Annotated in this window: 20 protein-coding genes; 8 read left to right on the forward strand and 12 right to left on the reverse strand. The window is 61.6% G+C overall.

What is annotated here, in order from left to right; genetic code table 11:
• Positions 1-84 precede the first annotated feature (84 nt).
• The 8 genes from ACYVHH_RS00730 to ACYVHH_RS00765 form a co-directional block, all read right to left on the reverse strand.
• The gene (locus ACYVHH_RS00730; RefSeq protein WP_460563072.1) at positions 85-1,344 is read right to left on the reverse strand and encodes a L,D-transpeptidase family protein; all 1,260 of its coding nucleotides are present in this window, start codon (positions 1,342-1,344) and stop codon (positions 85-87) included.
• A gap of 38 nt (positions 1,345-1,382) precedes the next feature.
• Entirely contained in the window at positions 1,383-2,711 is a 1,329-nt protein-coding gene (locus ACYVHH_RS00735; protein ID WP_460563073.1) for a peptidoglycan DD-metalloendopeptidase family protein, read from the reverse strand.
• Positions 2,712-2,750: 39 nt separating this feature from the next.
• Positions 2,751-3,290 carry an SCO family protein gene (locus ACYVHH_RS00740; protein WP_460563074.1) on the reverse strand — a complete coding sequence of 180 codons (540 nt, stop codon included), beginning with the start codon at positions 3,288-3,290 and terminating at the stop codon, positions 2,751-2,753.
• A gap of 100 nt (positions 3,291-3,390) precedes the next feature.
• Positions 3,391-4,095, reverse strand: coding sequence for a DsbA family protein (locus tag ACYVHH_RS00745; RefSeq protein WP_460563075.1), 705 nt, complete (start codon positions 4,093-4,095; stop codon positions 3,391-3,393).
• A complete protein-coding gene (locus ACYVHH_RS00750) occupies positions 4,092-4,508 on the reverse strand; it encodes a disulfide bond formation protein B (RefSeq protein WP_460563076.1) in 417 nt (138 codons plus the stop codon). Before ACYVHH_RS00750 ends, ACYVHH_RS00745 begins: the two co-directional genes overlap by 4 nt.
• Entirely contained in the window at positions 4,505-4,966 is a 462-nt protein-coding gene (gene lspA, locus ACYVHH_RS00755; RefSeq protein ID WP_460563077.1) for a signal peptidase II, read from the reverse strand. The genes ACYVHH_RS00750 and lspA overlap by 4 nt, the downstream gene beginning before the upstream one ends.
• A gap of 555 nt (positions 4,967-5,521) precedes the next feature.
• On the reverse strand, positions 5,522-5,935 hold the full coding sequence (locus ACYVHH_RS00760) for a DUF3703 domain-containing protein (RefSeq protein ID WP_460563078.1): 414 nt from the start codon (positions 5,933-5,935) through the stop codon (positions 5,522-5,524).
• On the reverse strand, positions 5,892-6,557 hold the full coding sequence (locus ACYVHH_RS00765) for a cation transporter (protein ID WP_460563079.1): 666 nt from the start codon (positions 6,555-6,557) through the stop codon (positions 5,892-5,894). The genes ACYVHH_RS00760 and ACYVHH_RS00765 overlap by 44 nt, the downstream gene beginning before the upstream one ends.
• Before the next feature lie 84 nt (positions 6,558-6,641).
• On the opposite strand from ACYVHH_RS00765, the gene ACYVHH_RS00770 reads away from it, so the two are divergent.
• The 3 genes from ACYVHH_RS00770 (at position 6,642) to ACYVHH_RS00780 (ending at position 8,796) form a co-directional block, all read left to right on the forward strand.
• Positions 6,642-7,079: a Cd(II)/Pb(II)-responsive transcriptional regulator gene (locus tag ACYVHH_RS00770; RefSeq protein WP_460563080.1), complete on the forward strand. Its 438-nt coding sequence runs from the start codon at positions 6,642-6,644 to the stop codon at positions 7,077-7,079.
• 6 nt (positions 7,080-7,085) lie between these two features.
• Entirely contained in the window at positions 7,086-7,403 is a 318-nt protein-coding gene (locus ACYVHH_RS00775) for a YnfA family protein (RefSeq protein WP_460563081.1), read from the forward strand.
• A gap of 382 nt (positions 7,404-7,785) precedes the next feature.
• Positions 7,786-8,796, forward strand: a complete 1,011-nt coding sequence (locus ACYVHH_RS00780; RefSeq protein WP_460563082.1) for a sensor domain-containing diguanylate cyclase — start codon at positions 7,786-7,788, stop codon at positions 8,794-8,796.
• A 354-nt stretch (positions 8,797-9,150) separates the two neighbouring features.
• On the opposite strand, the gene ACYVHH_RS00785 is transcribed toward ACYVHH_RS00780, so the two are convergent.
• Entirely contained in the window at positions 9,151-9,819 is a 669-nt protein-coding gene (locus ACYVHH_RS00785; RefSeq protein ID WP_460563083.1) for an SOS response-associated peptidase, read from the reverse strand.
• Between the two features lie 171 nt (positions 9,820-9,990).
• Positions 9,991-10,668 carry an RDD family protein gene (locus ACYVHH_RS00790; RefSeq protein WP_460563085.1) on the reverse strand — a complete coding sequence of 226 codons (678 nt, stop codon included), beginning with the start codon at positions 10,666-10,668 and terminating at the stop codon, positions 9,991-9,993.
• 106 nt (positions 10,669-10,774) lie between these two features.
• On the opposite strand from ACYVHH_RS00790, the gene ACYVHH_RS00795 reads away from it, so the two are divergent.
• The 4 genes from ACYVHH_RS00795 to ACYVHH_RS00810 all read left to right on the forward strand — a co-directional run bounded on the left by ACYVHH_RS00795 (position 10,775) and on the right by ACYVHH_RS00810 (position 15,613).
• Positions 10,775-11,290 carry a LexA family protein gene (locus ACYVHH_RS00795; RefSeq protein WP_460563086.1) on the forward strand — a complete coding sequence of 172 codons (516 nt, stop codon included), beginning with the start codon at positions 10,775-10,777 and terminating at the stop codon, positions 11,288-11,290.
• Positions 11,291-11,311: 21 nt separating this feature from the next.
• The gene (locus tag ACYVHH_RS00800) at positions 11,312-12,670 is read left to right on the forward strand and encodes a Y-family DNA polymerase (protein WP_460563087.1); all 1,359 of its coding nucleotides are present in this window, start codon (positions 11,312-11,314) and stop codon (positions 12,668-12,670) included.
• Positions 12,671-12,799: 129 nt separating this feature from the next.
• Positions 12,800-14,002: an IS256 family transposase gene (locus ACYVHH_RS00805; protein ID WP_460563088.1), complete on the forward strand. Its 1,203-nt coding sequence runs from the start codon at positions 12,800-12,802 to the stop codon at positions 14,000-14,002.
• Positions 14,003-14,104: 102 nt separating this feature from the next.
• A complete protein-coding gene (locus ACYVHH_RS00810) occupies positions 14,105-15,613 on the forward strand; it encodes an IS5 family transposase (protein ID WP_460563089.1) in 1,509 nt (502 codons plus the stop codon).
• A 399-nt stretch (positions 15,614-16,012) separates the two neighbouring features.
• Here the strand turns inward: ACYVHH_RS00810 and ACYVHH_RS00815 are convergent, their stop codons facing one another.
• The gene (locus tag ACYVHH_RS00815) at positions 16,013-17,389 is read right to left on the reverse strand and encodes a heavy metal sensor histidine kinase (RefSeq protein ID WP_460563090.1); all 1,377 of its coding nucleotides are present in this window, start codon (positions 17,387-17,389) and stop codon (positions 16,013-16,015) included.
• Positions 17,389-18,072, reverse strand: coding sequence for a heavy metal response regulator transcription factor (locus ACYVHH_RS00820; RefSeq protein WP_460563091.1), 684 nt, complete (start codon positions 18,070-18,072; stop codon positions 17,389-17,391). Before ACYVHH_RS00820 ends, ACYVHH_RS00815 begins: the two co-directional genes overlap by 1 nt.
• Positions 18,073-18,225: 153 nt before the next feature.
• Between ACYVHH_RS00820 and ACYVHH_RS00825 the strand changes: the two genes are divergently transcribed.
• Positions 18,226-19,335, forward strand: coding sequence for a hypothetical protein (locus ACYVHH_RS00825; protein WP_460563092.1), 1,110 nt, complete (start codon positions 18,226-18,228; stop codon positions 19,333-19,335).
• Positions 19,336-19,352: the final 17 nt, after the last annotated feature.

A 19,352-nucleotide genomic window follows, 5' to 3' on the forward strand; every position in this document is an offset into this window, starting at 1 on the left:
TCGCGTCCTGATCGGCTGTTGCCCCGTTGAAGATCTTTGAAAGTGACGAGGCGGGCAATACAGGCTGTGGCTCTAGGATCACCCTCAGACTGCACCATCGAAGAACAGGCGCCAGTGTCCTTGCTCTCGTGCCCAGTATTGGCGACGTTCTGTGGCGCGTGATGGCTTCGAGGTCACGGCTTTGTAGTTGACGATGGCCACCTCGGTCTCTCGCTTCCAGCGAAAGACCGAGACTTGGCGCCATTCGGCCTGCGGATCAGGCTCCCCGCCTGCGCGCAGGGGCTCGGCAGCAAGGGACACCTTGCGCAGCAGGTTGCCACTGCGCGCATTGAAGTCCGCCGTTTGCAGGGCCAGCAAGGTGCGGGCATCTCCACGGGCACGAGCCTGTTGCCATTGAGTGAGCACGGCGTCAAAGCTTCGCCATTCGGCTGCCTGGTCGGACGGTCGAACCCATTTCACCTCGTCCGCAATGACGACGGGCGTGCGCCGGGTTTGCAGCACATCCATGAGGTAAGCCATGTCGTCATTGGCCAGAGCGACGCAACCCTCGGTGGCGTAGGGGCTGCGCGAATAGGTGGCGCGCGGCACGCCGTGCAACCAGATGCCGCTGCCGGTACGCCCCAGGCGGCGATCGTGCTCGTTGGGGTAGTTCAGCGGCAGCGCTCCGATGCCATACAGCTCTTCAACTTGCTGATCGTCCAGGCGGCTGGTGATGAAGTACACCCCCAGTGGGGTGCGCAGATCACCCTCGACCCGCTTGTCAAACCCGGCCCGTCCTACAGATGCGTAGAAGCTGCGAATCAGCTGAAGACCACTGACTTGTTGCTCAAAGACATAGACCCTTGAGTGGCTGGCGTCGACCACCACCACATGACGGACATTCGGTGCCAATCGCAGCAGCTGTGCCGGAACGGTGCCGGACGGAGGCATTTCGCTGAGCGAGTTCAGGCGCCGGCTGGCCTCGGCGCGCAGCTTTTGCAGTTGCTCCCGAACCGCCGGGGGGCCATCTGTCGCCGTGGTGAGGCCTGGGAAAGAACCGCTGTGGGCGAGCAGAAGGTCTGCGTAAACGAGCTGGCCCAGTTGGAAACCCGGCACATCCCGCACCAGCGATGCCGCCAGTGGCAGGGCCAGCCGATCCCCGGCCGCGATGGCGCGATAGACCGCAAGCAGACGCCTCTCGGGCGACGAGCGCAGAGACCCGGTCAGCACGGCTTCGCCATTCAACGGGCTGCCAGCGGGTTGGCCGCTGGCCTGTCCGAACGGAAACAGCAAAGAGGTTGTGGCCAGTGCGGTGCCTGAGAGCAGCGCTCGCCGGGTGGTAGAAAAATCGGAAGTCAGAGTCACGTATCGGGTGGTCAACGAAGAGGTTTCGCGTTTTCGGATCACTGCGCGCTGGCCAAGGCGACCGAGGCGGCCACGCCGAGTTGTTCCCGCATGGCCTTGGCTTCCTGCTTGAAGCCGGGCAGCTGGGCCACCGCAACGGTCGAGACCGACGTATCGCTGGCGATCCGCGACGGGTTGGTTTGCACGCCTTTGACGAGGTATTCAAAGTGCAGGTTCGGGCCTGTCGCCGTGCCGGTGGAGCCGACCGTTCCGATGGTCTGGCCTTGCTGCACGCGTTGGCCCACCCGGACGGCGATGCGTTCCAGGTGCGCATACGCAGTGGCGGCTTTGTCGGGGTGCTGGATCACGACGTAGTTGCCATAGCCACCTTGGCGACCCGCGAAGCTCACCACGCCGTCGGCCACGGTTCGGATCGGGGTTCCGGCCGGCGCGCCGTAGTCTCTGCCCTTGTGGGCTTTCTGCCCGCCGAACACCGGGTGGATGCGTGGTCCATAAGAACTGGTGACCCTGGAAAACGCCAGGGGAGAAGCCAGGTAGGCGCGTCGCTGACTTGCCCCATCGAGGCTGACGAACTCGCCCGCTTTGCCGGGCGACTGGAACCACATGGCCTGGTGCGTGTCTTTGCCGTTCTGAATCTCGGCGCCCAGCAACTGGCCTGTGAACAAGGTTTCACCTTCCAGCTCGAACGCCTCATACACGAGATTGACGCGCGCGCCGCGCTTCAGGTCGCGCTGGAAGTCGAGGTCCCCGGAAAAGGCCTCCTCCGTCTGCGCGGCAATGGCATCCGGAATGCCGACCTGATCGGTGGCCGCGTAGAACGAGGAGCGGATGGTGAGCGAACCGAACTTGACCAGGCGCCGTGGCGTCGGCTGTTCGAGCCGGGCGATGAATCCAGTGCTTTCCCGCTCCACCACCAGTCTACTGACGCGCTGGTTGTTGGCGTCCACCCAGCGCACCGACAAGGTCTTCAAACGCCCCTCGGGGGTCCGGGTGGCAGAGGCCAGCTTGCCAGAAGCACCGGTCAACAGCAGGCGCGATGTGGCGTCACGGGCGAGAAAGCCCTGCGCATCACGATCATCGACATCCAGCCGTTTGAGCAAGGCCTGGAGGGAGTCGTCTCGGCGGGTGAGCTGCGATTGGTGAATCAGAAATTCGGGCGTCGATGCCGTCAGCGCAGGCTCCGCCAGAGGCGCATCCATGGTCTCCACCACCTGCCGAACCGGCCATTGGGCCGCGTCGGGCAGGGTGGGTGAAACGCCGAACGCCACGACACCCGTGCCCAGCAGCAAGGTGCCCAGGGCGGCCAGCACGGGCCGTCGGTGGCTGTGGATCAGTGTTTGCAGATTGCGCAGGTGGACAGGCTTCATGACTAGGCAGGCAGTGGTTTCGCCAGGGCTTGAAGCGCCTCAGGCCGCGGACAAAAGGATCTGGATGTCCGACGCGATCGTGGCGGCATCGGTTCCGTAGGCGGAAAACAGGCGGACCCGGGCTTCGGTGTCGAAGATGTACTTCCCTGCCGAGTGGTCCATGGTGTAGGAGGTCGGGGTCGAACCCGGGACCTTCTTGTAGTAAATCTTGAAGCCCGCCGCAACGTCCTTGAGTTCGTCGGGCTCGGGCCGCAGCGCGATGAAGCTCGGGTCGAAGTTCGCCATGTACTCCCTGAGCAGCGCCTGCGTGTCCCGCTCGGGGTCCACCGTAATGAAGAGCACCTGCAGTCGATCGCCCTGGGCACCCAGCAAGCGCTTGACTTCCGCCATGGTGGTCATCGAGGTGGGGCAGACGTCCGGACACTGCGTGAAGCCGAAGAAAACGACCGCGATCTTGCCCTTGAAGTCCTTCATCGTCCTCAGGTTGCCGTGGTGATCCTTCAGCCGGAGATCCTGGGCAAAGGAGGCGCCGGTCACATCGGTGCTCTTGAACTTGGGCGCTTCTTGTGAACAGGCCATCAACGCAGGGATACCTGCCAAGCAAGCGAAAAACGTCTGAACAAATCGCCGACGGTCCACGGACGAATCGTTTGAAATGGGTGAAAAGCGCTGTGTCATGTCACTTTTTGGCTTTGGCCACTTCTTCGGCCACGAGCGCCATCAACTGCTGATCGCCAAAAGACGGCAGACCACGGCCATTGACGAAGAATGTGGGGGTCTTGGTTACCTCCAGCGCGGTCAGGTCCTCGATGTCCTGCTTCAGAACCGCGTCGATGGCTGGCGTCTGTGCGTCGGCCTGTGCCTTGGCAACGTCCAGACCCGCTTCTTGCGCTGCGCGGTACGCCAGATCGAGGTTGGGCTTGCCGTGGTCGGCCCATTGGGGCTGGGCGGCCAGCACCATCTCCAGCACGGGCAGGTATTTGTCCTGCAGTTTGGCGGCCTCCAGCAGCTTGACCACCTGATCGGAGCCCGCATGGAAGGGGGCGTACCGGACCACCAGGCGCACATCGTTCGGGTATTGCTTGAGGATGTTCTTCACGATGGGATAGAACGCCCGACAGGTCTCGCACGCCGGGTCAAAGAACTCGACGATGGTGACCGGCGCGTTGCGCGGCCCAAACACCGGCGAATGGAAGCGGACCAGGCGGTTGTCTGCCGGGCTGCCCGACGGGGTGGCCGGCTGCCCGGTGGATTCTTTGACGACCTGATTGACCTTCTCCGCCTGCGAGTTCTGGACCCGCTTCTGGTAGGCATTCATGCCCAGGACGAAGAACATCAGGACGATGGCGACGAGGGCGGCGACGGTGATTTTTTTGGAATTCATCGGGAGGACTTTCTGAGGTAGACGACGAGAAGGATGACCAGCGCCAGGCACGCGGCCAGTGACAGCCAGGGAATCTGGACACCATTGAGGATTTCGAGCTTCTGGTCCGCGCAAGACACACCGGCACTGCATGGCACCCAGGCCTTGGGAATCAGGCCCGCGACCAGCAGGGTGTGGTAGCCGGCCATGGCCAGGCCGCCCAATGCCAGAGCCAGGGCATAGATGGCGCCCCGGCGGTCATCGGTGAAACAGGCGATGCCCAGAACGATGGCGATGGGGAACATGAAGATGCGCTGGTACCAGCACAGCACGCAGGGCGTCATGCCCATGACTTCACCGATGAACAGCGCGCCCAGGGTGGCGGTGGTCGCCACCAGCCAGGCCATCAGCAGCAGGGTCCAGGGTCGTGTCATGACGGGCGCTCCGAGGAGGTGACCGGTGGGCGAAAGGACATCAGAATCCAGATGCCCGCCGCCAGCACGATAAACACATCGGCCAGGTTGAAGGCCGGCCAATGCAGACCGCGCCAGTGCAGATCAAGGAAGTCGGTGACCGCACCGCTGGCGATGCGGTCGATCAGGTTGCCGCTGCCGCCGGCCACCAGCAATGCTCCCGCGGTCCGTTCCAGCGGTTCCACCTGGCGCGCGAGGCAGACAAAGGTAATGGGCACCACCACCATGAAACCGATAGCGATGAAGAACACCCGCTGCCAGCCGCCCGCATCGGCCAGCAGCGAAAACGCGGCGCCGGTGTTGAGCACATGAACTAGGTTCAACCAGGCGGAGACTTCGATGGCCGAGCCCAACGCTATGGTGCTGGCGAACCAGGCTTTGCTCAGCTGGTCCAGTGCCAGAAGAAAGGCCACGGCCATAAGCCAAGCCAGGCGAGGGCTACCCCGCCATGGAAATGCAGACATGAAAAAGTACCCTGAAAGCAAGGACATCACCAGCCGCGAGGGCTGACACGTTTCACAGGAATCGGAGCGGTGCGGCGCTGGGCGCCGTCAAAAAAACCGAACCCTGGTCAGGCCAGGGTGGGCCACTGCGGCCGTTCGGGCCGCTCAACGAGAAGGACTTCGGTCCAGATGCTAGCCATCATGTGCAGGCGGATAGCCTCGTCGCTCGGAACGAAGGACGCGCACACCGGCAGGGCCAGAGCGCCGGAGTGACAGCTCCCACAGTGGGAGTGCTGTGCGTGGGATTCACCGACATGGTTGTCGGTGTTGGCCAGAACCGGCGCGACTGTCAGAGCCGCATGCACCGAAGCACAGGGCTCATGCACACAAGGCTCGCGCTCGGCAGCTCCCGCCCACTGCAGGGGCAAGCAGAACAGCATCAAGAGGGTGAGCAGAACGACGCGCATAAATAAGAGATTTTACGACGCTGGCGCTTGGCAGGATGCGCAGCCCTGGTTTGCCTCAGGTTGTTCAGCTGTCAGGTGAGGACTGGAACTGGCGAATGGTGGCCCACAGTTTCGGGGTCACCGTCATGGGCTGGAACGCACTGATGTTTGCGCGACCGGTGTTGCCCAGCGGCAGACGGCCGAGAAGATGCCCAAGAGGCACCAGGAGCAGCCTCAGGAATTGCCCGCTCAGCTCGGAAGAGTCGCGCGTCCGCCAGGCGAGCCCGAGCATGCACCAGTGAGAGCGTGCATGCGGGAGCAAACGCGTCTGCCCCAGAACATGCATGGCTTCGAGCAGGTGCCAGGCTTGAGCAACATCGTGATGGTCAAGGCGCCGGTAGGCCTGTGACAGCCGCTCGAAGGTGCGCGCGTCGAACGCCACCGTCTCCACGGACTCAATGGGCGTGGCCATGGTGGTCATGCCCGTGGTCACTGGCATCAGTGGTTCCAAGTTCTCCCCTGGCCTGACGCAACACCTGCCAGCCACCGTGCAAGGCCAGCCCCGCCATCAGCGCCGCCACGAGCAGATCTGGCCAGGCGGTCCCCGTACCAAAAACCCCCAGCGCGGCCAGGAACACGGCCACGTTGCCGATGGCGTCGTTGCGGGAGCACAGCCAGACGCTGCGCATGTTGGCGTCGCCTTCGCGAAACGCATACAGCAGCCAGGCCACCGACACGTTGGCCAGCAGCGCCAGCAATGCCACCACACCCATGGTCGGCGCATCGGGTACCCGGCCGTTCCAGACCGCCCAGACGGCGCTGCCCAGCACATACAGGCCAAACCCCATCATGCTGAACGCTTTGAGCATGGCCGCCCGAGCGCGCCAGGCCAGCGCAGACGCCAGCACAGCCAGCGACACGCCGTAGTTCAGCGCGTCACCGGCGAAGTCGATGGCATCGGCCAGAAGGGACAGGGAACCCGATGAGAAGCCCGCACCCAGTTCGACCAAAAACATCGCGGCATTGACGATCAGCGCGATCCACAGCACGCGTCGGTAGCGTGGCAGGTTGGTAATCTGTCCGGGGGCGGGGCATTCGTGTTCACAGCAGTGGGCCGACATGGAAACTCCTTCAGAATATCGGTATTGGAAACCCTGGAGCGACTCCAGAGTCAAGCCGTCCGTCCAACAGCCCGGAGAAACCCCATGCGCATCAAGGAACTGGCCGAAGCCACAGGCGTGGACGTGGACACCATTCGCTACTACGAAAAGCAAGGCCTCCTGCCGGAACCGGCCCGTCAGGACAACGGCTACCGCAACTACGATAGCGCCCACCTGGAGCGACTGGCCTTCATCCGTCACTGCCGCGCACTAGAGATGCCGCTGGCTGATATCCACCGGCTGCTGGGCGCGCTGGACGCACCGTGCGAGCCACACCCGGACGTGGACAGGCTGGTGCAAGAGCAGATCGACAAGGTGCGGGCGCGGCTCAAAAGCATGTACGCGCTGGAAAAGCAGCTGTTGCTACTCAAGGCCAGTTGTGGCCGTTGTGACGACGAAGGAACTGACTGCGGCATCCTTAAGGAACTGGTGGCCGCCGCGCATGGCGAAGCGTGCGCGTGCCATGCACATCTTTCGCACTGACCCACCATGAAGACCTTTTTGCTGTACGTCGCCACCGCCTTGGCCGAGATCGTTGGCTGCTATCTGCCCTGGCTGTGGCTTCGCCAAGGAGGCTCAGCGTGGTTACTGCTGCCGGCCGCGGCCAGTCTCGCACTGTTCGCTTGGCTGTTGACTTTGCATGATGCGGTCTCGGGCCGTGTTTACGCGGCCTATGGCGGGGTGTACATCGGCACAGCCATCGCTTGGTTGTGGGCGGTGGATGGTGTCCGACCGACAGCCTGGGATGCAACCGGTGCGGCAGTGGCCTTGTTGGGCATGGGGATCATTGCGTTCCAGCCACACTGACCATTTCGGCGCATGGTTGGCTCCTCCTCCAGACAAGCCGACCAACTGTCGCTTGAGTGCTTCATCATCGAATGGCTGCTTGTTGCCTCTTCGAACATTGGCGCGTCATGAAGGAATGTCCGGGTCCAGCCTTGTAGCGACATCCGTATCATGACCGGCAAGTCCGCAGCGGAAGGCGTCACTCTGCACCGTACGGCGAGCTCACGGACTCAGCAACCTTGCGGTCATTAGTGCAACCAGTGACAAAAGGTGAGCCGAGCGGTTGCGAAGCCCCGCAGGCCTACTGGAAGTGACATCTATTGTCAAAATGTAACCCGATTGACACCGGAGCGCGGATAGTCAAGGATGGAGATATATTTCTCATATCACTCCTTCAGACGCTATGGACGCATTGCTGGATCAACTTGCCACATCGGTCACCAAAGCACGGACGCTCGAGGACCTCTCTCGGCCCCTGCTCTCCATGCTGCAGCTCGTCAGCGGCCTGGATTCTGCCTACCTGACCACCATCGATCTGGAAAAGGACGAGCAGAAGATTCTGTTTTCCCACAACGCCCACGACATGCAGATCCCGGAGGGCTTGGCCGTACCGTGGGGCGACACCCTATGCAAGCGGGCGTTGGAAGAGGGCAAGCCCTTCACCTCCAACGTCTCGGACTGCTGGGGTTATTCCAGTGCTGCCAAGGCACTCGGTATTGAAACCTATGTCAGCACTCCCATCCGACTGGGCGATGGTGCCCTGTACGGTACGCTTTGTGCCGCCAGCAGCAGGAGTCAGGTGCCCAGCGAAGACGTGCGCAAGCTGTTGGCACTCTTCGCCACCTTGATCGCGCAGAACATCGAGCGCGAGCGGCTGCTTAAAGAGCTGGTGGCCTCCAACCACGCGCTGGCGCAGCAGGCAAGGACCGATGTGCTCACGGGACTCTACAACCGTCGCGGGCTCCTCGAGGAGCTTGCGCGCGTGCTCAAACACGCCAAACGCAGCGACACCTACACCTTTGTCGCTTTCGCAGACCTGGATGGCCTCAAAGAGGTCAATGATGTCCATGGGCACGAGGTGGGGGACGCACTGCTGGCCCGAGTGGGGGCGAGCCTGAAAGACTCACTGCGTGGCGAGGACCTGGCAGCCCGCATCGGGGGCGATGAGTTCGTCGTGGTGGGCCACGGCCCCAAGGACTATTCCACAGCCGAAGGAGCGAGCGCAGTGTTCCGGGACAGGGTGTCTGCAGCGACCAGAGTAAGGGTCGAGGTGGAATCGACCGTGCTGGATTACCGGGGAGCCAGTGTGGGGCTGGCGATCATCGCCCCGGGGTCATCCACGCCGGAGGAAGCGCTGGATGTTGCCGACGATGCGATGTACGTGGTCAAAAGAAGCAGGAAGGAGCGGGCCTGAGCGTTTCGCCGAGATCAAAGTCGAGGGTGAAACACACTGGACAGTCTGTGACCTTGTCATTTACCAACGCTCATACAGCGGCAGACCTCTTGCGGCAAGCCATTGTTCCATATCCACTGGCAGCTGAATGCACTCAGCCTGAACTCGACGATTCAGCAGAAGCGGCCTGTCGTTCCCTGACAATGAACATCCGTAGCCTGCTTGGGCCTCGGTTTCTTCGGTGACGAGCTCCAAGTTGCCGTTTCGGGCTGAATCCTCGTTCGAACGGTGGTTGACCAACCTAGATCGATGAATGCCCGGTCAGGAGTAGCAAGCGATAACTTATATGCGCTGCAGCGATCGACTGCTCTCAGCCTAAAAAAGCCCCTGTGTCACGCCCACCACCTGCCCTCCCGTCGGTGCCTCGTGCGCCTGCAGCACTTCGGCGCCGGGAGCATCGAGCAACACCGTCGCCAAGCGAAGATCAGCATTCAACCAAGCCCTGAACTGCTCTGGCTCCAGCACCACGACGCTGCGCTTCTCGTCACCCGGCCGGTGAAACCGCCCCATCACCGGGTGCCCATCCGCGTTGACAGTGAGCATCGAGAAGGATGTCACGATCTCCCCAGTGCCTGGATCGGTCCAGCGGTCCCAGACGCTGGCCACGCCCATCGGCTCTCCATCCGAACGCCGGATTCGCCAACGCACCGCCCTGCCGGTTTCCCAGTTGGGCTCGAAGAAGTCGTCCAGCAAGGCAATCGCGAACTGCCGTTTGCGCCAAGGCGTGCGATAGCTGGGTTTCTCTGCCACCGTCTCGCTGCGCGCGTTGTAGGTACGCCGACCAATGTTGGCGTCCTTGGCCCAGTGTGGAACGAGACCGAAGCGGCCCAGCATGCACTTCACATTGCGCTGGTCATCCAGCACTGCAATGGGTGCTGCGTACCCAGGAAACGCTTCAGCCGGGTACGACTGCTCGGGCAAGTCCACGCCCAGGTTCTGCGTGACCCAGTGCTTGTTTCTGGTCGGTGTGTAGTTGGTACACATGCGCTCATTGTGCTGGAGCAGCAACCGATACGTTTGCCTGATGTGCCTGCCGTTTGAGCAGCGGACCCGGAACCGTTGCTGGACAAGCACTTAGGTTGCTTCCCCTAGGCTTATCCACAGGCTTGCCCCCGTTGCCTGGGGATGTCTGGTTGACTTCTGCGTGTGCGCCGGTCAGGAACCCGCACCAACAAGCATCAGGAACACCACGAAGAACGCGATGGCCGCCAAGGTCCGGCCAACACCGACTGGGCGGTGCACGACCTCAAAGCCGCCATCCGCATCCCAGGTCGTTACCCCACCGCGTTTGAGCTTGCCGTGGGCGATGATCAAGGTGACCAAGCTGACCAACGGCAGGCCCATGCCCATTCCTCTCAGCCACACCTTGAGGGAGCGAGCCAGCGCCGTCGAGTAATCCATCTTCTGCCCATTGCGCAAGCGCAAGGAGATGCGAAACAAGGCTTTGCCAGGGGTGGTGCCGAACACGCTCAGGCACAGGGGTTCTACAAAGCCCCAAGCCAGCAGGATGATGATGCCGAGCACCCAGTCGCTGGCGGGGTCGCTGTTGTAGATGAGCTCTGGCCAGATGACACCGATCACCACGCCTGAAGGCAGGGAGAAGAGCAGAACATCCAGCATCCGGGCCCAGTAGCGCACCCATGGACGGATTTGCTCGCCCTCGGCCACTGGCGCGGGTGCTGGTTCGCTGGGGCCACGGCTTGGCTCACTCAGCGTCCAGTCCGCTGCATTGCCCCGGTAGACGCTGTCTGCGCTGGACGCGATGGCTTTGCCACAGCTCGGACAGAACTGGGCACCGGGCGGCAACTGTGAGCCGCAGTGTTGGCAGAACATCGCTTGAACCTCCCGCAAATCCGTTCCAACGCCATTGTGGTGAAGATGATAGCGGAGCCCTGATGTTGGCTCTTGCAGGGTCACGCCCCGGATTTATACTGTATGTATGTACAGTTATTCGGTCACAGAGTTCAGGCAGCCAGCAGCGGTGCAGCTCCTGCCCAAGTCGCAAGCTGCACCGGCGCTGGCTTCGCTGCTGGAGCGGACAGCCTGCCCTGCTCTGCCCGCTTCGCTGTGCTTGCCTCTGGTGGGCTTCAAGACGCCTGCGGGCTTTCCTTCGCCTGCCGCGGACTTCCAGGTCGAGCGGCTGGACCTGGGCGAGAAGCTGGAGCTGGAGCGCCCCTACGTCTTCATGGGCCGGGTCAGCGGCAACTCGATGACAGGGCGTGGCATCGAGAACGGTGACCTCATCGTCATCAACCGCAAGATCACCCCACGCCATGGCCAGGTGGTGGTGGCCGTCATCGACAACGAGCTCACCTGCAAGACGCTGTACAAGCTGCGCGGCATCGTCAAGCTGCTCTCGGCCAATCCGGAGTATCCGGACATCGTCCCCGGCGACGCTCAGGAGATCACGGTCTGGGGTGTGGTGACCTCGGTCATCAAAGAGATGCCGGTGTGACGGTCACAACGGGAGGCTTGGGTGTCTGGCGACAAGGTCTTTGCGCTGCTCGACGGCAACAACTTCTATGCCTCGTGCGAGCGGGTGTTCAACCCCAAGCTCATCGGGCGGCCGGTGGTGGTGCTGTCCAACAACGACGGATGTGCCATCGCTCGCAGTGAGGAGGCCAAGGCGCTGGGCATCAAGATGGGGGCGCCCTGGTTCCAGATCCGGCACCTGGAGCAGTCTGCGGGACTGGTGGCGCTCTCAGCCAACTTTGTGCTCTACGGTGACATGAGCGCACGGATGATGGAGATTGCTGAGACGCTGGGCTGTGGGCAGGAGGTCTATTCGATCGACGAGTGCTTTCTCGACCTGACGGGGGTTCAGGACGCCACACAGCGGGCACGGGCCACGCAGGAGCGCATACAGCAGTGGATAGGCGTACCCACCTGCATCGGTATTGCTCACACCAAGACCTTGGCCAAGCTGGCGAACCATATGGCCAAGAGCGCGGACCGCAAGCCGGGGAGCTACCCCGTCCGGCTGGCCAAGGTGTGCAATCTGGTGGAGCTCACTGAACGCCAACGTGACTGGCTATTCGAGCGAACCGAGGTGGGAGAAATCTGGGGGGTTGGGCCGCGCATTGGGCGGCAGCTGCAGGAGGCGGGTATCCGCACGGTGCTGGATCTGAAGCGGCTCGACCCGGCGACCGTCAAGCGCAACTGGTCGGTGGTGCTGGAGCGGACCGTCCGTGAGCTCAACGGCATTCCCTGCATCGACCTGGAGGCAGTCCCCGCCACCAAGCAGCAGATCGCCTGCACACGGTCGTTTGGGCAGAAGGTGACGGAGCTCAATGAGCTGAGGGAGGCCATCACGGAGTTTGCCAGCCGGGCGGCGCAGAAGCTGCGGGAACAAGGCAGTCGTACAGGGGCGGTGTTGGTGTTCATCCGCACGAGCCCGTTTCGGGTTCAGGACCGGCAGTACAGCCGCTCGGTAACGGTGCCATTGCGTTTGCCTTCTTCTGACACTCAGCGGATCGTGGGGGCTGCACTCAAGGGGTTGGAGCGTATCTACCGCTCAGGCTTCAACTATGCCAAGGCGGGTGTGATGCTCCTGGATCTGCAGGCCGACGGCATGGAGCAGCAGGAGCTGGATCTGGGTGACCAAGAGGTGGAGAGAGATGAGCGGCAGCAACGGCTCATGGAGACGCTGGATGGGCTCAACCAGCGCTATGGCCGGGGGACGTTGCAGCTGGGTTCGGCCAGGGTGTCGAAGAGCCGCACGCCAAGCAAAGCCGGGGCCTGGCAGATGAGGCAGGAGCGGCGAACACCGAGGTACACCACTCATTGGCAGGAATTGATGGTCGTAGGAGATGAGCATCCCGGCTCCTTGGCGTGAGCCCATGACGGACTTTTGACGCAGCAAACTGTCCAATTAATGTCTGCGGCATTTGGCGGGGAGGGTGTGCAGAATTTTGTGTAAACGGACAATTCCCCGCCGGCGCAAGCCGGCCTGTCCGTAAGCACCATGAGCACCAAGAAACACGACGTACCCGAAGAACTTTTGTCCAGCCTGCTGGCCAACTACAAGAAACCTGAAGACCTGATAGGCGAGAACGGCCTGCTCAAGCAGTTGACCAAGCTGTTGGTTGAAAGGGCCTTGGACGCCGAACTGACCGAACACCTCGGCCATGAGCGCAATGAAGCCGTGGCAAACGCCAGCGGCAACACCCGCAACGGCAAGAGCAAGAAGACCCTCAAGGGCGATTTCGGTGAACTGCCCATCGAGGTCCCCCGCGACCGCCACGGCAGCTTCGAGCCCCAGCTCATCCCCAAGCACCAGACCCGCTGGGCCGGCTTCGACGACAAAATCATTTCTCTGTACGCCCGTGGCATGACGGTGCGCGAGATACAGGCCCACCTCGAAGAGATGTACGGCACCGAGGTCTCACCCAGCCTGATTTCCTCAGTGACCGACGCGGTGGCCGATGAGGTCAAGGCCTGGCAGGCCCGGCCGCTGGAGCCGATTTACCCCATCGTCTATCTGGACTGCATCCATGTGAAGGTGCGCGAGGGTGCAGTGCGGGTCAAGGCGGTGTACCTGGCCATCGGCATCACCATGACGGGCGACAAGGAAGTGCTGGGCCTGTGGCTGGCGCAAACCGAGGGGGCCAAGTTCTGGCTGCAGGTCGTCACCGAGTTGCGCAATCGGGGCGTGCAGGACATCTTCATCGCCTGTGTCGACGGGCTCAAGGGCTTCCCAGACGCGATTGAGGCGGTATTCCCCAAGGCGGTGGTGCAACTGTGCATCGTGCACATGGTGCGCCACAGCCTGAACTACGTGTCCTGGAAACGCAGGAAGGAGGTGGCGGCCGACCTGCGCCGCATTTACACCGCCGCCACCGCCGAGGAGGCCGAGCTGATGCTCGGGGAATTCGAGGCCCGCTGGGACGACGAGTATCTGCCCATCGGTCAGTCATGGCGCCGCAACTGGAGCCGGCTGACCCCGTTCTTTGACTACCCGCCAGAAATCCGCAAGGTCATCTACACCACCAACGCCATCGAGTCGGTCAACATGAGCTTGCGCAAACTCACCAAGAACCGGGGTTCGTTCCCCAGTGACGAGGCACTGACCAAGTTGTTCTACCTGGCCCTGCGCAACATCAGCCAGAAGTGGACCATGCCCATCCGGGATTGGAAGGCTGCTCTGACCCGATTTAGTTGCTCCTGATTTATTCATAACCCATTGATTTCATGAGATATTCATGGATTTGCCGGGTATGATTTCTCCCTGTTTGACGGCTTCTTTGCCTCGATTCCTGGGAGTCTGTAGATGTTCGCCTGCGCCGCCACCGACGACTTCTTCCGCTCGCGCATCGACCACATGATCGACCTGCGCCACCCGCTGGCCGTGCTGGCCTCGCGCATGCCCTGGCAGGAGATCGAAGCAAAGGTGGCCCAGGTCTTCAGCCGCAAAGGCCGCGCCGGCGTGGCCATGCCCGAGCTGGACCTCTTCGGCGAACAGGTGCAGCGTACTGTCGCGCCCAGCAAGGCCGGACGCCCGCGCGTGCCGCTGCGCATCATGATCTCGCTGCTGTACCTCAAGCACGCCTTCAACGAGTCCGACGAAGGCGTCGTCCAGCGCTGGGCCGACACACCCCGCTGGCAATACTTCTCGGGCTGCGCTTACTACGAAGACAGCCCACCCTGCGACGCCACCACCCTGGTCAAGTTCCGTCAGCTGCTCGGTGACGAAGGCGTCGAAGAGCTGCTGGCCCAGACCATCAACGTGGCCGTCGAACTCAAGCTCATCAAGCCGCAGGAACTCAGCCGGGTGATTGTGGACAGCACGGTGCAGCACAAGGCGATAGCCCACCCCACCGACAGCCGCCTGCTGGAGACGGCGCGCACCAAGCTGGTGGAGGTAGCCAAGGACGCGGGTGTCCGTCTGAAGCAGACCTTCGCCAAAGAGGGCAAAGAGCTCAGCCGCAAGGCTGGTCGCTATGCCCACGCCCGCCAGTTCAAGCGCATGAAGAGCGCCATCAGACGCCAGCGCACCATCGTCGCGCGGCTGCAGCGCGAGATCGAACGCAAGGCCACGGCAGCCAGCACAGCCATTGGGATGGCTGTGCGGCAGGCTCTGGGCGAGGCCCTGAGCAAGGCCGCGCGCATCAACGCCCAGAGCGGCCAGCGCAAGGCCATCGACGGGCAGCCCAAGCTCTACGCCTGGCACGCCCCCGAGGTGGATTGCATCAGCAAGGGCAAGGCCAGGACACCCTACGAGTTCGGCGTGAAGGTGGGCATTGCCAGCACGTTCAAAGGCAACCTCGTCGTGGGTGCACGGGCATTCCACGGCAACCCCTATGACGGACACACCTTGGCCGAACAACTGGAGCAGGCCACGATCCTGATGCAGGACAGCCGGGTCAAGCCTGCCACCGCGTTCGTGGACCTGGGCTTCCGGGGTGTGGATGCGGACAACCCGGATGTGCACATCGTGCACCGGGGCAAGAGCAAACGGATCACGCAACAGGAGAGAAGGCTGCTCAGGCGCCGTCAGGCGATCGAGCCCATCATCGGACACCTCAAGGCCGACTGTCGGATGCAGCGCTGTCACCTCAAGGGCAAAACGGGGGACCGGTTGCATGCGGTGCTGTGCGCGGCGGGCTACAACATCCGCTGGCTGCTGCGCATGATCGCGCTCAAGGGCGTGACCTTCTTGTGGCGCCTTTATTTGCGCCTGCGCGTGCTCTCCGCGCTGGTGTCAACCTGGCTGCGGGTGCTGTGCAAATGGCTCGCCTGCACGTCCAACGCCACGACCTCGACTGTGGCCTTGGCTTGAAAATGAATAAATCAGGGGCGACGATTTACCATTCAGTTCGGAGACCGCATCTCCGTCAATTGAAGTCCGACCCGTTTACACAAAAATTCGGACACGCCCGCCGGCTATGTTGTTCATTGAGCATCCGTTTTTGCCGGTCAGTACAGTGATGTCCGCATCGGGCGCCCATGTCCGGTCGACAATATCGACACTCTCGCGTATCCAGCACTGACTAACAGAACCTGAGATTTGCCTTTCTCTACAACGCCTTGGGTGTACCGGTGGCAGCCGGAGTGTTGTTAAACGTATTTCCGGCAAGAGGTCATCCCGCGCCGTACCCAACCGGCGCTACGCCGCCGGTGCTTGTAGGTTTGCTCTACGAATATCAGCTTGCTCCTCATCAAACAACTCAAGTCCTCCTCATCGAGTAAAACGCAAGAGAAATCTCGTAGTTCCATCGCAGGACGTCACGTCTACGCTCCCGCTATGGGCGCTCATAATGGCTTGCGTAATGGCCAGGCCCAAACCTGTTCCGTCTGACTCAGGTCGACTACGCGACTTGTCAGCTCGGTAGAAGCGGTCGAACAAGCGCGGGAGATGCTCGGGGTCGATGGTTTTGCCGGTGTTTTCGATGCAAAGAATCACCGATTCGGCATTCGTAGTGATAGATGCCTTCACAGTGCTGTTTTGCGTCCCATAACGCAAAGCATTTGACAACAGGTTGCTGATCGCACGGCGCAGCATCAGCCGGTCACCGACTACGGAAGCCTCCCCTTGTACTTGCAGATGTATTGAACGGTCCTCCGCCACGGCGTCGTAGAAGTCGAAGAGTGCTTGAACCTCCTGTTCCAAACGGACGGTTTCTGGATGCGGCAGTGGCATGCCGTTGTCCGACTTGGCCAGGAACAGCATGTCCGAGATCATTCGGGCCAAACGCTGAAACTCCTCGGCGTTTGACGCAAGCACGTCCTGGTAGGTCGCTGGATCACGCTTTTGGGAAAGACAAACCTGGGTCTGGGTCAACAGGTTGTTGATCGGGGTGCGCAGCTCATGCGCCAGATCGCTGGAGAAGTCCTGCAAGCGTGCGAAATCGTCCTCCAGTCGTATCAGCATCTCGTTCAAACCGGCCGCGAGATCAGCCATTTCGACGGGTACTGCCTCAACGGGCATGCGCTGGTGCAACTGGTCAGCAGTGACTTTGGACGCCTGTTCACGCATGAACCGAAGTGGCGCCAAGCCCGTACGGGCTGCCCACCATCCCAGTGCGCCACTAACCAGCGTAGCCAGTGCAACAAAAGTAGCCAAGGTTTTGGCCAACGACTGCAAGAACTCGAAGTGATGATGGATATCTACGGCCAAAATCACTCGCAGTGACGGTGCAATGTCCGGTGGCATCTCTGGCTCAAGCTCCAGTTGGAGCGCGATACCTCTTAACGGACGTCCATCGCCCTCCCAGTCTTGGATACCCTGAGGGAGTGAACCTTCCAAAAAATCGCGAGGGGTGTTCAGCGTATCGACGCCAAAGACACGTGTGTCTCCTCTCCAGGCCTGCAGATAGAAGCCGTGGTGACTGCTTTCCAGTTCCTCCAAGCGGCTCGTGAAGGTATCTACCTCCATACCCGATGCAACCATCTCCTTTAGCCAGTGCGCCTTTTCGTTCAGAAACCCGCGATCAAGCTCGATGAAGTGCCGCTGGCTCGAATAGAGCACCAAGGCGGCGAGGGCAGAGAGAACAACGGCGGAAACAAGGGTGTAGAGAACCGTCAGCCTGACGGTGAGCGTGGTTCGGGCAAACATCAGTCGCGCTCCGGCGGCTCAAGAACGTAGCCCATGCCTCGCACGGTCTGGATCAGTCGTGGCTCAAAGCCGTTATCCACTTTGGCTCTCAAGCGACGGATGGCCACTTCGATGACATTCGTGTCGCTGTCGAAATTCATGTCCCAGATCTGCGATGCGATCAGCGACCGGGGAAGCACCTCACCCTTGCGGCGCATCAGCAGTTCGAGAAGGCCGAACTCTTTCGCGGTCAGATCGATTTTTTTCCCCGCTCTGGAGACCCTGCGGCGCAACAAGTCCAGTTCCAGATCCTCGACCACCAGAACGGTCGATTCCGCATTGCCTCGACCACGTCGCAGGATGATGCGCACCCGGGCGAGCAACTCTGCGAAAGAGAAGGGCTTCACAAGGTAGTCGTCGGCCCCCAGTTCCAGACCCTTCACCCGGTCTTCCACATGGTCCTTGGCCGTGAGGAACAGTACCGGCATCAAGCGACCTCTGTCTCGCCAGGCTTTCAGCACCTGCCAGCCATCCAGGTCTGGAAGCATCACATCCAGGATCACGAGGTCATGATCGCCTTCCATGCCGTGGTGCATGCCATCCAGCCCGTTGGTCACAAGATCCACCGTGAAGCCGGACTCCCGCAGGCCTTGGCGCAGGTACTCGCCTGTCTTGGTTTCGTCCTCGACGATCAGAATTTTCACTGTTTAGCTCCTGAGCCGTAGTATGCCTCTTCCTGGCAGGCATCGCATGGAGGTCGCGTCAACATGACAACTTTGTAATGAAGCCGACATGTTTGCGACGGAGCGGGCTCACCAGAATCGTTGCCATGTGTTCAAAAACGTGGAGCAGTAAAGGTGTCAACTAAAAAAATATCTGCCAACGCTCGCCATGTGCTGGTCGTGGGACTTTTCCTGGTTCCACTGATCTCGACCGCGCAGGGTACAGAGCCGCCAGCCGATGTGGACTGGAAAAAAGCCAATGAGACGGTCGGAACGTTCAAGCGCGGGCACGCGGACATCCTGAAATGGGAGCAAAGCAACCTGCCGGCTGAAAAGGCGACCGATCTTCGTCCCCCGGCTTTCGCCCTGATGACCGTGGAACAAGTGGTTCGTCAGGCATGGAAAGCGCATCCCAGCCTGGCCAAAGCGCTTTCGGGGCTGGGCGAACCGGCGGTACGTGAAATCGCTGCCGGCCGGTTCCAGGTGGTGGATGCTGTGCTGCGTCGCCGAGTCGGCGACCTGCCCGAGATCCTGGAAGTGGCAACTGATGCCAAGAAGGCGTGGATCGATGCTGTCGCTGCCCGCCAATTGGTTCGATACCAACGCGAGGCCCTGGAAGCCGCTGAAGCCGCAAACGAACTGGGGCGTCGCATGGTCAGCGTCGGTAACTGGAGCCGGTTGCAGCAGACGCAAGTCCAGCTGGCGGAGTCGGCCGCACGGGGCAATCTGGTGCGGGCTGAATTCGCAGCAGAACAAGCCCAGTCCCGCCTGATCAAGACTTTGCAGCTGACCGGTGTCCAAGATGAAGTAGGGCTGCCCGACGCGCTGCCCGGACTACCCGTCCAGCCCGTCTCCCAGGAGGAAGTGACACGCCAACTGGAGACCTATCTCTCATGGGCTTCGCGCGTCGAGCAGATGCAGATCAAGTCAAAGTTGAGGCTCGCCTCCGGTGCCTACCGTGGTGCCTATCAGCTGGCCAAGATCAGCCAGTCGGAAGTGCTGGCGGTCCGCAAGTTCGTGTCCGAAGAGACGGTCCTGCACTACAACGGCATGCTCAAAAGCGTCTGGAACCTCCTGGATGAAGTTCGCAACCAGTCCCAGGCAATGGTCGACGCGGTAGGCGCACAGAAAGACTTCTGGACAGCTGAGGCTGACCTGCAGTGGGTGTTGGTAGGCGGTGGTCCCTCGGCGTTCGTCTCTTTGGGTGGCGGCTCTGGCGAGCAGGCCGCGGCAGCAGGTCACTAAATCAAATGCAAACCATG

Source organism: Hydrogenophaga aquatica, assembly GCF_054780915.1.

What these genes read in the sequence shown, in the direction of transcription:
- ACYVHH_RS00735 (WP_460563073.1), bottom strand. Translation starts at nt 2,711, where the DNA reads ATGAAGCCTGTCCACCTGCGCAATCTGCAAACACTGATCCACAGCCAC.
- ACYVHH_RS00740 (WP_460563074.1), bottom strand. Translation starts at nt 3,290, where the DNA reads ATGGCCTGTTCACAAGAAGCGCCCAAGTTCAAGAGCACCGATGTGACC.
- ACYVHH_RS00745 (WP_460563075.1), bottom strand. Translation starts at nt 4,095, where the DNA reads ATGAATTCCAAAAAAATCACCGTCGCCGCCCTCGTCGCCATCGTCCTG.
- ACYVHH_RS00750 (WP_460563076.1), bottom strand. Translation starts at nt 4,508, where the DNA reads ATGACACGACCCTGGACCCTGCTGCTGATGGCCTGGCTGGTGGCGACC.
- lspA (WP_460563077.1), bottom strand. Translation starts at nt 4,966, where the DNA reads ATGGCCGTGGCCTTTCTTCTGGCACTGGACCAGCTGAGCAAAGCCTGG.
- ACYVHH_RS00760 (WP_460563078.1), bottom strand. Translation starts at nt 5,935, where the DNA reads ATGCCAGTGACCACGGGCATGACCACCATGGCCACGCCCATTGAGTCC.
- ACYVHH_RS00765 (WP_460563079.1), bottom strand. Translation starts at nt 6,557, where the DNA reads ATGTCGGCCCACTGCTGTGAACACGAATGCCCCGCCCCCGGACAGATT.
- ACYVHH_RS00770 (WP_460563080.1), top strand. Translation starts at nt 6,642, where the DNA reads ATGCGCATCAAGGAACTGGCCGAAGCCACAGGCGTGGACGTGGACACC.
- ACYVHH_RS00775 (WP_460563081.1), top strand. Translation starts at nt 7,086, where the DNA reads ATGAAGACCTTTTTGCTGTACGTCGCCACCGCCTTGGCCGAGATCGTT.
- ACYVHH_RS00780 (WP_460563082.1), top strand. Translation starts at nt 7,786, where the DNA reads ATGGACGCATTGCTGGATCAACTTGCCACATCGGTCACCAAAGCACGG.
- ACYVHH_RS00785 (WP_460563083.1), bottom strand. Translation starts at nt 9,819, where the DNA reads ATGTGTACCAACTACACACCGACCAGAAACAAGCACTGGGTCACGCAG.
- ACYVHH_RS00790 (WP_460563085.1), bottom strand. Translation starts at nt 10,668, where the DNA reads ATGTTCTGCCAACACTGCGGCTCACAGTTGCCGCCCGGTGCCCAGTTC.
- ACYVHH_RS00795 (WP_460563086.1), top strand. Translation starts at nt 10,775, where the DNA reads ATGTACAGTTATTCGGTCACAGAGTTCAGGCAGCCAGCAGCGGTGCAG.
- ACYVHH_RS00805 (WP_460563088.1), top strand. Translation starts at nt 12,800, where the DNA reads ATGAGCACCAAGAAACACGACGTACCCGAAGAACTTTTGTCCAGCCTG.
- ACYVHH_RS00810 (WP_460563089.1), top strand. Translation starts at nt 14,105, where the DNA reads ATGTTCGCCTGCGCCGCCACCGACGACTTCTTCCGCTCGCGCATCGAC.
- ACYVHH_RS00815 (WP_460563090.1), bottom strand. Translation starts at nt 17,389, where the DNA reads ATGTTTGCCCGAACCACGCTCACCGTCAGGCTGACGGTTCTCTACACC.